General features: G+C 37.3%; 12 protein-coding genes. 3 read left to right on the top strand and 9 right to left on the bottom strand.

Translation table 11 applies throughout. The features are described 5' to 3' along the window. Positions 1–298 precede the first annotated feature (298 nt). The 8 genes from DEU42_RS17610 to DEU42_RS08595 all read right to left on the bottom strand — a co-directional run bounded on the left by DEU42_RS17610 (position 299) and on the right by DEU42_RS08595 (position 8,554). Positions 299–592, bottom strand: coding sequence for a hypothetical protein (locus tag DEU42_RS17610; protein ID WP_233506643.1), 294 nt, complete (start codon positions 590–592; stop codon positions 299–301). Beyond that, the gene (locus DEU42_RS17615) at positions 585–770 is read right to left on the bottom strand and encodes a hypothetical protein (RefSeq protein WP_233506644.1); all 186 of its coding nucleotides are present in this window, start codon (positions 768–770) and stop codon (positions 585–587) included. The genes DEU42_RS17610 and DEU42_RS17615 overlap by 8 nt, the downstream gene beginning before the upstream one ends. An 851-nt stretch (positions 771–1,621) precedes the next feature. Then, the gene (locus tag DEU42_RS08570; protein ID WP_114757877.1) at positions 1,622–2,287 is read right to left on the bottom strand and encodes a winged helix-turn-helix domain-containing protein; all 666 of its coding nucleotides are present in this window, start codon (positions 2,285–2,287) and stop codon (positions 1,622–1,624) included. Between the two features lie 506 nt (positions 2,288–2,793). After that, on the bottom strand, positions 2,794–5,550 hold the full coding sequence (locus DEU42_RS08575) for a carboxypeptidase-like regulatory domain-containing protein (protein ID WP_147278087.1): 2,757 nt from the start codon (positions 5,548–5,550) through the stop codon (positions 2,794–2,796). Then, the gene (locus tag DEU42_RS08580; RefSeq protein WP_147278088.1) at positions 5,550–6,548 is read right to left on the bottom strand and encodes a hypothetical protein; all 999 of its coding nucleotides are present in this window, start codon (positions 6,546–6,548) and stop codon (positions 5,550–5,552) included. Before DEU42_RS08580 ends, DEU42_RS08575 begins: the two co-directional genes overlap by 1 nt. Positions 6,549–6,553: 5 nt before the next feature. Further along, entirely contained in the window at positions 6,554–7,348 is a 795-nt protein-coding gene (locus DEU42_RS08585) for a hypothetical protein (RefSeq protein ID WP_147278089.1), read from the bottom strand. A gap of 15 nt (positions 7,349–7,363) precedes the next feature. Next, the gene (locus DEU42_RS08590) at positions 7,364–7,999 is read right to left on the bottom strand and encodes a hypothetical protein (protein ID WP_114757881.1); all 636 of its coding nucleotides are present in this window, start codon (positions 7,997–7,999) and stop codon (positions 7,364–7,366) included. 3 nt (positions 8,000–8,002) lie between these two features. Continuing rightward, positions 8,003–8,554, bottom strand: coding sequence for a hypothetical protein (locus DEU42_RS08595; protein WP_233506645.1), 552 nt, complete (start codon positions 8,552–8,554; stop codon positions 8,003–8,005). Positions 8,555–8,895: 341 nt separating this feature from the next. Here DEU42_RS08595 and DEU42_RS08600 point away from each other — a divergent pair, with 341 nt between their 5' ends. Continuing rightward, complete coding sequence (locus tag DEU42_RS08600) at positions 8,896–9,624, top strand: tyrosine-protein phosphatase (RefSeq protein ID WP_114757883.1); 729 nt, start codon at positions 8,896–8,898, stop codon at positions 9,622–9,624. Positions 9,625–10,386: 762 nt separating this feature from the next. On the opposite strand, the gene DEU42_RS08605 is transcribed toward DEU42_RS08600, so the two are convergent. Beyond that, positions 10,387–11,115 (bottom strand): LytR/AlgR family response regulator transcription factor, encoded by a 729-nt coding sequence (locus DEU42_RS08605; RefSeq protein WP_114757884.1) that lies wholly within the window; start codon positions 11,113–11,115, stop codon positions 10,387–10,389. Positions 11,116–11,495: 380 nt separating this feature from the next. Here DEU42_RS08605 and DEU42_RS08610 point away from each other — a divergent pair, with 380 nt between their 5' ends. Both DEU42_RS08610 and DEU42_RS08615 read left to right on the top strand, forming a co-directional pair. Next, entirely contained in the window at positions 11,496–13,181 is a 1,686-nt protein-coding gene (locus DEU42_RS08610; protein WP_158537863.1) for a polysaccharide biosynthesis/export family protein, read from the top strand. 2 nt (positions 13,182–13,183) lie between these two features. After that, positions 13,184–15,544: a GumC family protein gene (locus DEU42_RS08615; RefSeq protein WP_114757886.1), complete on the top strand. Its 2,361-nt coding sequence runs from the start codon at positions 13,184–13,186 to the stop codon at positions 15,542–15,544. Positions 15,545–15,578: the final 34 nt, after the last annotated feature.

The raw sequence follows: 15,578 nt of genomic DNA on the forward strand, positions 1-15,578 counted from the left end.
AAGATTAAAATAAGTGGCGTAAAATGAATAAATAAAAGAAAAATTTAAATCTAAACCCTCAATAAAAATTTAATTTTTTTTTTTAAATATCTGCAGGCTACAAAAAAAGTTATCATTTAAAGAATATATCTAATTAATAGTTTTACTGATACTAGAGTGTGAGTTAGCAATAGTTATATATGAGATGATTTAATTCATATTCTTTGTCTTTAGTTTTCGCGGTGCGATTATATACATGAGAGTTTAAATCGCACATAACTACGCACCATAACAGTTATTTTACCGTCGTTACTTAACCTTACCCTTGCTTGCGGGAGCTGTGTGGGGGTATGCGCTGAATCTTTGCCAATACCATATAATAATAGCGGCAGGCAAGATAAACACCGAAACGAGAAGAAGAAGGTAGCACCCTGATGCCCATTCGAGCCTCTTCAAATTCGGCAGTTATTTCTTTTTCTATACCTCTTTTAGAAGGGTAATCAAATGCACTAATCTCTAAGTTGGGAAAATAGGTACGGCCCAGTTCGGCATAATCCTGATTAAGGTCGCGTAGAAATTGACTTTCTGAAATGCCGACCCCAGTTTCATGCATATGGTTTGAGCCTTTTGTAGGCTGCCATATCATTTTCTGTAAAAACATGTAGACACATCAGTCCTAAAACTTCTGCCGAGCCCAGGATATACTCTTTGTAAAGTTCGTTATCATAATTTAATGTGGTAAGATTCATCTCCATGCTTTTAAGGAATTGCTTGATTAAGATTCCTGTCAATCCCATAAGTGTGGACTGCTTGCTGAAATGAGTTCAGGATAGGGTTGATTGATACACCCTCATACAGCACATCAAACACCTGTATTATAAACAGTTACAAAAGTTAACGCTTATCAAAACTATTAAAGCTATCAACAATTTCATCAGCCAACCTTACATATCCATGATGGCATAAATGGCTGGTCTTATAGAGGCGTTAATGCCAAAATACCCAAAGAGAAGCTCGTGCTGTATTTTTTAGTGGTGATTCTGCTGAACTGTAGTGAAAGGTCATCGTATAGGCTTTTCATCTTAGCGGTTTTAAATTAGTTGAATGCATACGCCCTGGAAGTGTGCCTGAAGCCTTGTAAAGGAAATATCTCACTAAAATTCAGGTGCTTGATACACCTAGCGCTTGTTGTTTATTAGTATGTCGATTCATATACGCCTTACAGGTAATAGTCAAATAGAATAATGAAGTAATTTTGATGTTTTAATTGCTATTTATATTAAACGTTTAAAAATCAACAAAAAAACAATCTTCCATTTAATGGGTTACTGGATTTATATTCTTATCCTTATGAAAATATTTCGTTATTGAATTTATTAGTTTATATTTTATTTATATAGTGATTATAGTAAAGTTTTTATGCTTTAACAATATTCCAAAATAAAATTGTTGTTCAGCTTTACCTAATCTTAAATGCGCTAATAATGAATAATCTACCAACATAGCAAACCATAAGCTAAGCCTTATAATAACTGTGAGAAAGATATACCATCGAAAACAGATTAGATAACATAAGATACCTTCTCTATCATTATTCAATCGAATTGATACGAAGCAATAGATTAACTAAATGCTGTAAACTCTATTCTTTTGAAACATTCAAACGAAAGCCCGCACCCCTGATATTTTCAATTTTGACTTGACTGTCCTTCGTGAAATATTTGCGTACTTTAGATATATACACATCCAGTGACCTTGAACAAAAGTAATCATTTTTCTTCCAAATCTGTTCTAGTAAAAGATCCCTCGTAACAAGATTACCCCTGTTTTTAACCAGTATTTTTAAAATCATTGACTCAATTTTAGTAAGCTTAATTACCTCTGAGCCATTGTAGGTTAGTAAACGATTTTTACTATCATAACGATAATTTCCAATTTCTTGCTCGCTGAGCGAAAGATCGAAATCGTATGGAAAATGCTGCACTATAACACTAACTGTTACAATTGAATCTTCAGGGTCTGTAACATCGATAAAAGGCAAAAACAAGTCATTTTCACCAACCTCGTGGCGGTTGATCTTTTTTAAAACGAAGTACTCCCCACCATCCGGTTTTCCATCATAAAAAGAGTTTGATTGTTCTAGTAACCTCATTAGGTCTTCGTAAGTTTTATAATTTGTTATAAATTTAATATTGCTTTTCTCAGCAGTTGGCACCTCTGCTTTTTCAAAAGCCGTTTTTACAGTATACTCATATTTATTCCTGGGATCATTGTATTTTTGCTGTACTAGGATATTCCTTATTTTCATATATTAAAATTGACAATTTAATTTATTCGTCCCGATACATAAATCTTGCGCTAAGACTGGCAACACACATCAGTTTCACCGACTACTGAAAAAAACTGCTTTACAATACTGGCAGTAATTTAAAACATATCGATGAGTTATGGTTTTATCATACCATTTTCTTATGGCGTAAGTATTTAAAATACTTACAATTCCTTAATGAATATCACATAGCCACCTGTTTTAACTAACTTTCCTATTAAGTGAATTAGATAAGATTTGCCTTTAGGATTTTTTTTTCACACTGTTATAGTATATCAGGCGAATTTAGAAAGTGAGTTATAAATAAATTCTGAAAAATAAATAAGCATACACTTTTAATCAACAACTGAATAAAACCAGACAAATTCATTAAAAGTTGTTATTTTAATATCCGTACGCTCTCTTCTGTATCTGAAGCAGGACCGGTTGCAACACATTAACTAGTCTCTATTGTACCTTTTACCACAAATGAAACGCTAATAATGCTATTTTTTAGCAGAAAATCCTATAGCGCTAAATTTTTTTGTCTCGATCTGCCGTTCTCGTATTTTTAGTAAAATATTAGCCTCCATGACCTGTGTGTCGCCCAAATGCAACATAACACCTTTATAATCAACATATTTTGAAAGATCTTTGCCTTCGGGGGTTAACAGGTAGTCCCCAGCAGGTACAAACAGCCTGAAGTTGCCGCTTTCATCAGTTTTAGTGCTGTAAAGCTCTCCATCCTTACCTATAGCATGTACTGTTATGCCATTATTTTTATGAGATATTTCATAACTGTTCTCACTTAGCAAATACTTAAGCTTGCCTCGTATTGTAGACATACTGTTTAAAAATATCGTCTCTTTCGTGTCACTATCAATAAATAGTGTCCGTTTAGGTGCATACCAGCCATTGCCACCTAAAACCTGAATGGTGTAGTTGCCCGGCGGAAGCGACTTATAGACAATCGTTCCGTTTCCGTCAGTCCTAAAGACATTATCCCCTATAATAACAATTTCGCCAGCTGCAGCAGTTGCTGGGATATTATTACTTCCATTAAAAAGTAGTTGCACGGTAAGCTTATAGGATCTCGCAGTTTCAATAGTCTTAAAACGCTTGACAAGACCTAGCTGAAATGTAGTCAATGCCTGATAATCCCCTCCGCTTTCGCTGTACTGCTTAGCTGCGAAAACACTAAAATCATCGGTGAGGGAATATTCTGTTCGCAAGCTTAGCTGTAGTGTTTTCAAGGCATTACTAATATTATTGTAAGCCGCACCTCCACTCAGCTGCAGCCTGTTGTTAAAAAACTTATATGAAATGGCAGGCAGTATGGTAAACTGACTGTAGGTATCACTGCTATTTAATACTCCAGCATTTATAGCCTCCCCTACATAGAAATTATTGTACTGATACGAAATGTACAAACTGAGTATACTCCAATTACCTGTACCATTAAGCCGGTAGTGGAATCTAGGCATATCAAAGCTGGTTGAGCTGAACCTGCCTGCTTCGAGAGATAATCGAAAGTTTTGTTCCGCCTGAAGATTCTGATAATTTAACTGTAAGTTAACCCGGGCAGCCGATAATGAATACGACCCAACAACGCCGTTACCTAGCAAAACACTGCGCTTTTCCCTATAAAGATAGGGAGCCAAAGCCACCGTTAACCATCCAAATACTGCGGAACAGCCGGCATCGTGGCGGACAGTAAAAAAACTCGATCCATCCTCAAATCCATATATTGACTTGGATAGTACCGACAAATAACTGAAAGCATACCAAAGATTAAAGTTGTCACCCGACATAGTTATCCGTTGGTTAGTATTTATTACACCGCTGCGGATACCAGAGAAATAAGGAGAACTGTAATAAGTTGCACTTGTGTAGGAAAACCTACCTGCTTTACCACTGCCCTCCAACTCCAGAGACCCTCCTTTGAAAAAATTCATATCATAACCCGGTGATTGTCCGCTAACAGCCATCGCACCCCTTAAATTCAGGTAGTCTTTGCGACAAATCGATAGAGCGCCCGAAACAATATATTTTCTTGCTCCCAGACGGCTGTCATAATCATATAACGCTTCAACGTCATACCCGCCAAGACACGACGACCCCGTATTATGGAAAAGCGACAACCACAGAGATTTTCCCGATGATGATTTTATTGGGTCAGAAAGGCTAAAAGATTTGTCAAGCAAGCCTGCTTCTATTTTATTTTTAGCATCGGTATTATAAAAAAAATCTGCTCCACGACCGATTAGGCTGAGTTCTGAAAATCTAGAAACAGATCCTAATGTGCCGCCATATTCCTTATTCCTGTATCCGATTTTGGCATTGCGAAGAAAAAAATCATGATCATTCCAAATGCTCATGTCGGTAGCGGCCTCAAGTACCCCACCAAGGCCCTTTATTTTCGTATTGCCTGACAGATAATAGGAAAAAACTCCCCTTGAGTATTGTGTACTCGCGGACACTTGGTTTTGCTGTGCCTCTGCATCAACATCGAAAGGCTGGACCCATGTATACCTGTGCTTGTTTTTTACAGCATTAGCCCTTACAACATGTCTGCTTATCAGGGTCCCGTCTTTATAAATCGTAGTTAAGGTAATAGTAAGATTATCACTCTTGATAAAGGATTTATCAATTTTAACTCCATGGCTCACGACTGTATCTGTAAAGGCCGGAATAGCTACCTCCTGTATTGACGTCGAAACCTTGAAAGGACAATCGCTGCAGTACCCTGCAAGGGTAAGGTTTTGGGCTGCGTTACCATCATTGTAAATATGCATTGGCACATACACTATTCCATCTTCGGGCTGGTAATAAAGCTGACCGCCCTCAGGTAAGGCTCTTAACTGGTTAATTTGCCTTACATGCATGATAAGAGTGGCAGAGGCTACATTCCCCTTTTTAGGCCGGAAAGTCGCTGTGGCATAATGAATACCTCCTGCTTTTGCATTGGGCAGGGCTTTTATAATAAGAGGAATAAAAACGCTATCCATTGATTTTAAAAAGATTTCCCGCCCCTTATCCAGCGAAATGTAAAAATCCTCCCTATTACCTGTAACTGCAAGAGTCCCTTCAATATCACTTACGGAAATGTTGCTTACCCTGACATAGGCCTGCGTACTACCGGTAACACTGGCTTCGATCTGCGTTGAAGAAAAAGACAAAGAAACCTCGGCATCCTGAGCGGTAACGGCAAAACCAATCATCAGTAGCAAGATGGTTAAAATGCTATAATTACTGAAAAACATTAGTTGGGGATAATTAAGAAAAATACACTGGTAGTGTAAGTTCCGGCAGGTACAGCCTGTATGCTGTTAGCCGGTATATAAAACTTTAGATTAAAGGTAATATCCTGCGGCGTGCTACTGTTCCTGTACACGATCGGTTGAGCTGTTGTACTTAAAATGACAGGAGTCAGTATCTGAAGTCCATTGTAGCTCTGATTGACTGAAATATCGAGCTTTAATACGGACAACGGAAGTATTTGCGGCGACAAACTGCTCTGAAAATCGCCCGAGGCCTGCACAGCCAACTGATAATTGTATGTTTTGATTTTTAAGGCATTGTTAATAACCGCTGACCGTTCGCTGAGATAATCCGCAGCAGTTGTATAAGAAATATTAAATTGCTGAGCACCGTTTTGTAATGTGACGCTCTGGTCTCCGAAATTCCCGGCATAATTAATCTGAAAGCGAGCATCCCCCATAACAGAGGTGAAGGAACCTATGAGCTGTTGGGTTTGCCCTGTTATCTTATATAGACGGAATTCATAAGCTGATTTATACATTCCGTTGGTGCAGGCTAGCAGATGATTTCCGCCTTTGATATAAAGATTATACCTAAACAACCTGTTTAACTGTGGGTTAAGACCCACATTCGAATGTATTAGAGTAGTTTCACTATACTTATTTAACGCTATAGCCTGCAAGGGTACATTGACAGGAGAAGCATTGGAAGAACTGTTACTTTGTGAATTATACTGTAGATAAGCGTATTCAGCTGCAACAGCATAGGCGGGGTTGTTATCATTAATAAAATCCTGAGTAAGCCGGGCAGTAAGCCTCCATTCGTTTACCCCAATTGAGGTACCATAATACTGAATAGGTATGGAAACCTGATTGACATACGTCATTCCAGACATCAATTCCGCATAGGTATTAAAAATCGACTGCCCATTGTTATAAGAGCCAAGTGAATACTGGGCAGAAGCTCCACCAAATAATAAGAAGAAGAATATTTTCAGCATCCATCTCATAATTGAAACTCGAGTTCAGATACTTTTATAACACTGTCTTGACCAAAAGCCATAACAGCGGAGAGTATGTAATTGCCGCCAGGAAGATCCTTAGGTAATTTTAGCAACACAGCCCTTTTGTCACCAGGGAGTGTAAAAAACTGGCTCTCCCCCAAATTTTTCCTGCTCGCATCGGCGGTGTTAAAAAGTTCCCATTTTATTTTACCGTCTCCCCATACAGTACCCTGGTTCTCAAATTCCAACTCGGCAATGAAATTATTATCAGCGTCATGATTACCCTTAAAGTTAGTAACTTCTAAAACAGGGACGGAATGCCCCTGATGCTTGTGATAGATTTTCACTCCGCTTTTGACGGTAACCTGTATAGCTGCACCGTTACTACCCACCGGCTTGGCAGGATTGAGCTGTGTAAAAAAAATGATGGCAGTATGTACTGGAGGCTCCGATGCAGCATTCACTGGAACCTTGAAGGATACCTCAACCTCTGTAGTTCCTTTGGCGGGCACGACAAAATATGTACCCGGAAAAATCTGTAACCAGTCCGAACAGGAATGGACAAGCGTGTTCGGCGCAGCAATCTGATTGGTACCCAATCGGTCATAGTACCAGTCATTGACTGATACACCAACCTCAAGAGGTGATTCTCCCGGATTCGTTACTGAAATAAATTGTCTTGCACTTCCTCCGGGACTAACTTCATAATATAATCTGGAAGGAGAAACCGCAAGGCCAGCCTGTCCTATAACCCAAGAGGGTAATAATAGGAGTAAATGCAATAAGTACATTCTCATGGTAGTATAAATTAATTATTGAGGCAGCAATGTATAGGTAATGGAAGAGCTGTAGGTGCCCGGAGGCCTATTCAAGTAAAGTACTGCGTTCTTAGCAGGTATCTTATATTCCATAGCATAACTGGTGTTAAGCCCCTGGCTGGCAGCAGAAATAATTGTCAGCGGTTGTGAGGGCAAATCTACCTCAGGACTTACGATTACAACTGTAGCTGGCTGGGGTCCTGATAATCCCTGAGGTGAAGATATGCCAAGCAACACGCTCCCAATGGGAAGAGTGGATAAAACGCCGTTATAAAAAAAGAATTGCGAATCTGCCTGTACAGTAACCTGGTAGGCTGTTGAGCTGACAATCCGCACATGGTCATTGAGGACACCTGTTGAACTCCCGGTAATAAAATGCGAGGCCTGATTCATATTAATGCTAACCGACGAGTGACTGACTTCAATACTCTGCAACTGAGCAATCGTAATATTAACATTCGTTTCAGCAAAACCGATTTGCGAAACGACTCTTAACGGAAGATTCAGTAGCAGGAATAAAAAAGCATTTATCGCCGGGAGATTATACAGTCGAAAAGCCCGATTTAAAAACCAGGCCTCAATTACCATAATAACTTTTCTTCCTTTACAGGTGTGCAAAGGGCCTAACATTGGTTAGTCCGCAACAATAGTGTAAGTAAGCAAAGTCGTATACACCCCAGGGGTCTTATCAAGATAAGAAGGCGTATTAGCCGCAGGGATGCTATAGGCTACATCATAACCACGCAGGTCACCTGTGGCACAACTAATTATCGTTACAGGAGCAGAACTACTTAGTGCCAGAGCCGACGAAGGAAATGTTGGATTTGTTGTTGGGGCAGTGCTGCCCGAAGCTCCCAGGTATGAACCACTCGATGAACTTACAACAACTGTTGAAACCGGTATTTCCTCACCGGCATTTGAAAGGTTTCCTGCCGCCTCAACTGTCACTGTAAACCCTTCATTTGCGGTAACTTTTAGATGATCAGAAAGTGTTCCTGTGGTGCTGCCTGACGAAAAATGCGCAGGTGTGTTCATTTGTATGACAACCGTTGGATCACTAACCTCGATCGCAAGGACACTTGCAAGGTTCACATTAAGATTGGTTGTACCCGTTGTCTGGGCTAAAATCGAAGGCACAGTAAAAAACGGTGCTGCCAGCAAAACTGACTTAAACATTTGTCTCATTTTTTGGGGTTTTTGAGGTTTATTTGCCTGATTAATTCGTGAATTCGACAATCCACGTTAGTAATCCAGCTAAGCCTCAAAACTATGAAAGATTAAATTCTTTTAAGAGCATAGTACATAAGTGGCTGCCACCGAGAAACAACCGCATCAGCCGATTTTGAAGAGAAGAACCCAAAAAACTAAAAAAAATAATAAATCGATACCTTTATTGCCGCATCGGCACCGTTTATAACCTACCATTATCAAATAAAGAAATTACAGATAACTTTACAGCTGTATAAAATAACAATTAATCGTGCTGACGGTCTTATCTATTATCTAAAACAAAAAAGAACGCATAGGTGATCCATTTCATATTTAAAAAAAAGACAAACCTTACCGATGTATTTCCTGAGGGATATATAGACATTCATTCCCACATACTCCCTGGGTTAGATGACGGCGCGAAGCATTTTGAGGAAAGCCTTGCAATACTGTCAAGGCTTACAACATTCGGTATTTCAAAATTTATCACAACACCGCACATTATGCACGGAGTATATGATAATTGCCTGTCTATTATCACAAGTACCACCTCAAGGTTTAAAAGCAATTACAATGAGGGCTTCAGCCTTAAATCAGCAGCAGAATATCTTATAGATGAACACTTTGAAAAATCAATTGCTCAAGATAGCCTAATAACACTTGACGGAAAACATGTACTTGTAGAGCTTTCCTATGCTATGCCCCCACTTTGCCTGCACTCAGCAATCCGCAAATTGAAACATTTCGGGTATGTACCTGTTTTAGCACATCCAGAGAGGTACAGGTATTATCACAAAACCCCAATAGTATACCAAGAACTAAAACATGCTGGTTGCAAATTCCAGCTCAATCTCCTTTCCCTGACCGGTTACTACGGCAAAAGCACCCAAAAAGTGGCACAGAACCTCATAAGTGAAGGTTTTATTGACTATTCAGGAACCGATGTCCATAATATGCAACAGGTTGAGGCATTAAACAAACCATTCTCAATAACAGAAAAACTGATTCGGAGAATTTTGGAGAACAACATGTTCTTTGATTTCTAAATCCGGACATTGAAGACGCTGACATCGATCCAGCTTCAAACATCTGTATAAACTACTTGGCACGGATGTGCAGTTCGTTATTAATGCAGATCCAGCAATTTTATCTACAACTAATATTTTGACTGGACTACAACTTGAATAGATCTTTAAATTCACACTGAAAATTAACATTTTAACAAAAATAGAATCAACTGTCTTCAAACGTTACCACTTATTGATTACCTCCTTTCTAATTGTTTATAAGTTATACATTTGCAATGTATTCATTTGAAAACTATGGGGGTAGGAACAAATGAACCATTTATGGACTGCCTGATTAGGCAGTCTTTTTTTTCTGTTGATGTAATGGCTAAAAATTAATCGTAACAATAAGAGCATCAAATACTCTTTAAAAAAAATCCTAAAAAGATTATCATCATCAGATTTATTATCTTCAATTACTTGTTTTAGCCTTGCTACCTAGTCCGGTCGCGTAACTATATATTAGCCCACATACATATTATAGACAGGATAAAAAACCGTATAAAGAATTAAGGAATTTAACCAAAATCAAAGACCAGAACTCCTGTAGGGAATATTACTTTCGCTAAATACCAATTTGTATTATAAACAGTTAGTGTACTGATAAATCACATTAAAAAATTCTAGATTATCCAGCCACCACAACCAACTGTAAGCAGAATTAATAGTAAAATTAAGTAAAACAAAGTGTTTAGTGCAGATATTTTATTCTCCAATAGCCCAAAAGGAATAGTGTAATAATTATTTTAAACTATTAATGTCAAAATATTTATTAAAACAACCTTGTTTTCTTTTTGAGACAGGAATTACCACGCTGTTGCTCAATTCGCAAAAAAAACCTTTCTTTTTCGTTAGCGAAGTTATGTGTTTGCCGTTTACCAGATAGGAATGATGAACCCTTAAAAAATCGCTTCCAAGCTTTTTTTCATACAACCCTATATTTTTGCTGGAAATTAACTTTTGACCACTCAGCAAATGAAAAGTAGTATATTTACCATCAGCCGCACAATAAAGTATATCATCAATCTTTACCAGATCTATCCTGTCAAGCGAAGGAATACAAAGCACATTTTTGTCACGAAGCTCGCTTCTATCACTATTAAAACGTTCTTCTTTGAAATATTCGATGATACAGCCTAATAAAATTGAAATTTTTTTTCCTGAAAAAGGACGGTGGAGGATATGGATTTTTTTAAAACTATAATTGCTAAACCCTTCAGGGTTGGCCAATACAACAAAAACAACATCCTTAAGGAGGCTGATCTCAATAAAATCAAAAATCCTTGTATACTTAAAATCAAAATCAACAATAACAACATTATTATAGCCGGCTTTGATATAGGACTTAATTTCCCCTACACTATCAAGGCTGACAAAACTAGCTCCCAAGTCGCTTTTACCAAAATAATCCTTAAAATAATTAACCTCCGGATATTGGAGATAAAGCGCTATGACATTTAAGTCGGTCATCTAGAAATTTTTAGTATAGTGAATTAACAATTTTGATAATGCTCGAATCCTGGCGCCGATCTTAAGTGTTGAGCGCGGGGAAAGCGTTGATAAAATTGATAATTTGTAATCATAAAAAACGGGGAAATAAATAACTGATAACATTCTTGTCATAATTGTCAAAAGTACCTTTTCCTGTAATTATGTAAATCAGCTGAAGATTACCATTTATTAACCAATTACTACCAATTATTAAACTCATCAACCCTTATTAAAGTATCACATTAGATTTGAAGTCGGATAAGATCTACCCGACAGATATGGATGAAATGTATTATTTAAAAAATTTAATGCTAATATTATTTACAGTATTGGTATCGCTTCACTTTAATCACTCGCTAATGCCCAAAATATTATCATGGAGACGTAAAATCAGCTACATAGGAAATAACAAAGAGTCTGACAATATTGGGGATTTGGGTAGTGACTTTTTTTTGGGGGGACTACCTTTTTTCACAGCTATACTGACAACAAACATAAGTCAATTTTACAATTTTTTTCTTACATATTTGATTGCGTTTAATATTTTAAAATTTAACCGCACAACTAAAGGCTACAAAACAATGTGTATATTGTTTTGTATAGCAATGGCTTTCACAGCATTACCAAAAGGGCAGCATATTGTATCTGTCGCAATGGTCCGCAATACCGCTATATTTATTTTAACAGCAAGCTGTTTTTTCGTTATTGATAAGATAAAATATTTACCATGCCTATTATTTTTAAACTTCTTTATAGTTGCAGGACTAATAAGCTGTTATTGGGGTAATATCCCACTCTGCCTACTGAATTTTGCCTTGGTTGGCTTAGTATTATCACTATTCATTAAGGAGTTGTCTTCCCAGCAAAATTACCTTTCAAAGAAAAATTACCTGTTCATAAGCTATGTGTTTGGCTTTATATGGTGTATCCTATTAAATGATAGCTCCTGTAAAATTCACCAATCTGGTATGATAGCATACCTTCCATTGATTATAGTCGCTTTTCCAATATATCGAATAGCCGGGCAGTGCTTCAAATTGCTGCCCAGAAGATGGGAAGCAATGAGGGTATACAAAGCAAAGAGAATTAAGTCAAATAATCTCACTTTATCACATCACTACGGTATCAATGTATATATCGCAACTAGTATTTTACTAATTATAATTATTGTAATTGATTGGATGTACAATATTCATCTCCTACCAGCGCTGACGATAGTGCTGGTATTTTTCTTGGTCAACGACTTGCTTCTATCAGCATACTTTAAATACCATACTATGATAAAAAATGCAATAAAGTTTGTACACATGTTTTTTTTGGGAAGCTTAGCCGTTTCCTGCACAAGCGCAAAAGACGTATTGTACATCCAGAATGCGGCCCCGTCTTACAACGAAAAACCTGCTAAAAACCAGTTAATAGATAAAGACGATATTTTAAGTATAAAGGTTATTTCGCAAGACCCTGAGGCGGCAAAATTCTATAATATAGGAATTTCCGAATTTTCAGGATCTCAAAACCAGGATATTATCAGACTAACAAATTACCTGGTTGATGACAAGGGATATATTATTTTTCCTTTTTTGGGAAAGCTATCGGTAACAGGTAAAACAGTCAAAGAACTTGAAGAGCAGATAAAGCAAAAATTGGACGAGAACGGACAGCTCCTCCAAGGTGATATCATTATAAGAATCTTAAATTCAAAATTTACGATTCTTGGCGAGGTTAAAAATCCTGGGACATTTTCTTTTAGCGAAAGCAGGCTCTCGCTTTTTCAGGCCTTAGGAACTGCCGGGGACCTCACCATAAACGCTAACAGGAAGGATCTGCGTCTGATACGTACAGAAGATGGGATAAAAAAAGTTTACACATTTGACCTTACATCAGCCGATGTACTAAATAACGAAATCGGCTATATTCAAAAGAATGATATAGTTATCGTAAATCCTAATAAAGCAAAAATTAAATCAGCCGGTCTGATAGGAAATACATCAGTTTTGCTATCTGCAGCTTCGCTACTTCTTTCCGCACTATTATTGACAAAGTAACTATGGAAATTACCAAACCAAAAAATACTGAATTTAAAACACAGGTAGACAGAATTTTGGACAATTGGAAAGCTTTTTCCATTTCATTAATTATCTGCCTTGCGCTTTCCTTTATACTGTCTAAAATTAAAAATCCAGTATATTTCACAGAAACCAAGATACAGTTGATTGAAAAAGATAATGGTACAGAACTTCCTGTTAACAGTTTTCTTTTTAAAACCTCTAATATAAACATAGAGAACAATGTAGAGACAATCAAATCAAAACGACTACTTCGAAAAGTTGCGGATAGCTTAAATTTATACACTAAGTATTTTGTAGAAAACGAAACTCGAAACGTCGAGGTATGGAACATACCATTCAGGATAAAGCCTCTAACATTTAATCATACTAAAGAACCAATTACATTGGAAATCCGTTGGACTGATAGTAATATAATCTTGAGTGACGGGGCAGATGAATATAACCTGACCTCGAGAAAAAACATAGTTGAGATACAAGGGATTAAAATCGAATTCGCTCGTAATATCGATTGTACATATCCTCTAAGCAAGAAGACATATATTGCTGTCATTAATTCGCCCGACAAGACGATAAATGAACTTTCTCAAAAAATTGCTGTACATGCAGTAGGTGAGAACAGTGATATTCTTTCAATCACGCTTAAAGATAACAATATAGCCAAATCAAAAGCTGTACTCAATGCAATGGTGGATATCTTTAACAAAGACATTCAGGACGATAAGCGAATTGTATTGTCTAAAACACTGGAGTTTATAAATAGCAGGCTACTTTACCTTGGAGACGAGGTGACTAATGTGGATAATCAGAAAAAGGAATATAAAGAAGACCAATTACTTAGCTATCTGGAAGCTGATGCAGGCCAATACATCGACAAAAAGTCCCGCTCTGAAGATCTGGTTTTCAATACCCAAACACAAATACAGTTGTCAGCCATGCTTATGGAAGCTGCCAGAAATAATCCATCAGAAAGTTTGATACCGGAAAACATTGGCCTGGAGAATATCGAATTGAACGGGCTCATCGCTATTTATAACAAAACACTGCTTAAAAAAGCAAAAACGGCACTTACCGCAGGTTCTTCGCATCCCCTGATTGTTGCTATGGATAAAGAAATCGAAACCTTACGCCGTGAAATCTACGTTTCCATTGAATCCTATCTAAAGCAATTAAAAGTAAAATTGTTACAACTCAAAAGCAATGACAGGATACAAAGTGAAAAAGTAAAAAAAGTACCCGCCAACGAAAAAAGACTACGAGAAATTGAGCGTAAACAAAAAACAAAGGAGGATCTTTACTTGCTTTTGCTACAAAAAAAAGAAGAAGCATCCATTTCTTATGCAGCGGTATCACCTTCGGTAAAAATCATTGATTATGCAGAAACGACACCGCAACCTATAGAACCCAATAAAAAAATATATCTCTTAAGTGGATTTGTTTTGGGTTTACTGCTCCCTACAGCCTATCTAAAGCTAAAGGATCTTCTCGAAACAAAAATAAAAAGTTTTACCGATCCCGTATTTAAGCATTCCGGTATTCCTCTTTTAGGCTATATACCAAAACTTGAAGAAATTAGTGCTTTTAACGATAAGAATGATCGTTCGCTGAGTTCTGAACTTTTCAGGATCCTGATAACCAATATTAATTTTCTTTTGGATGACAATAATCAAGAAGCTGGGTCGGTAATCTTAGTTACATCATCCATTGCAGGTGAAGGTAAAACCTTCACTTCTAAGAATATTGCCTTTGCATACGCCAGCTATGACAAGAAAGTCCTGCTCATTGGAGCCGATCTTCGCAGACCCAAAATTGAAGAAGAACTGGGTATCAGCTATAATGGTTTTGGATTATCAAATTATCTTAATTCCAAGTCGCTGGAAGCGGATACTCTTATAAAAAAGGATAGCACAAATTTTAATAACCTGGATATCATATTCCCAGGAGTAATACCGCCAAATCCATCACAACTACTCTCTAACGGCAAATTTAAAGATCTTGTGCAGGAACTTAAAAAAATATACGATTACATCATTATTGACTGTCCTCCAACAGTCTACATCAACGACACATTCCTGATCAGCGATCTGGCTAACCTGACCATATACTTGACGCGGGTAGGTTATACTGATACTGACATTGTCCAGTATTCTAATGACCTGGCCAAAGATGGAAAGATAAAGAATATGGCATATTTACTTAATTATGCCAACAAAGTAAATGGCGTCAAATATGATACATACTACAATGGCTATCAGAAAACCGAAAAAAAACAGGGTTTTCTAATGTGTTGGCTAAGTAAAATTCAACAGAAAAAACTTAGGGGAAAAACCTGGCGACAATGATGAAGCAAAGTTATTGACGGCAGGCGTCCATATA

The organism is Flavobacterium sp. AG291 (assembly GCF_003350375.1).
Classification (GTDB): Bacteria; Bacteroidota; Bacteroidia; order Flavobacteriales; family Flavobacteriaceae; genus Flavobacterium; species Flavobacterium suzhouense.

Coding starts and splice junctions, on each gene's coding strand:
- DEU42_RS08575 (WP_147278087.1), bottom strand. CDS start 5,550: ATGTTTTTCAGTAATTATAGCATTTTAACCATCTTGCTACTGATGATT.
- DEU42_RS08580 (WP_147278088.1), bottom strand. CDS start 6,548: ATGCTGAAAATATTCTTCTTCTTATTATTTGGTGGAGCTTCTGCCCAG.
- DEU42_RS08585 (WP_147278089.1), bottom strand. CDS start 7,348: ATGAGAATGTACTTATTGCATTTACTCCTATTATTACCCTCTTGGGTT.
- DEU42_RS08605 (WP_114757884.1), bottom strand. CDS start 11,115: ATGACCGACTTAAATGTCATAGCGCTTTATCTCCAATATCCGGAGGTT.
- DEU42_RS08595 (WP_233506645.1), bottom strand. CDS start 8,554: ATGAGACAAATGTTTAAGTCAGTTTTGCTGGCAGCACCGTTTTTTACT.
- DEU42_RS08610 (WP_158537863.1), top strand. CDS start 11,496: ATGCCCAAAATATTATCATGGAGACGTAAAATCAGCTACATAGGAAAT.
- DEU42_RS17610 (WP_233506643.1), bottom strand. CDS start 592: ATGCATGAAACTGGGGTCGGCATTTCAGAAAGTCAATTTCTACGCGAC.
- DEU42_RS08570 (WP_114757877.1), bottom strand. CDS start 2,287: ATGAAAATAAGGAATATCCTAGTACAGCAAAAATACAATGATCCCAGG.
- DEU42_RS08590 (WP_114757881.1), bottom strand. CDS start 7,999: ATGTTAGGCCCTTTGCACACCTGTAAAGGAAGAAAAGTTATTATGGTA.
- DEU42_RS08615 (WP_114757886.1), top strand. CDS start 13,184: ATGGAAATTACCAAACCAAAAAATACTGAATTTAAAACACAGGTAGAC.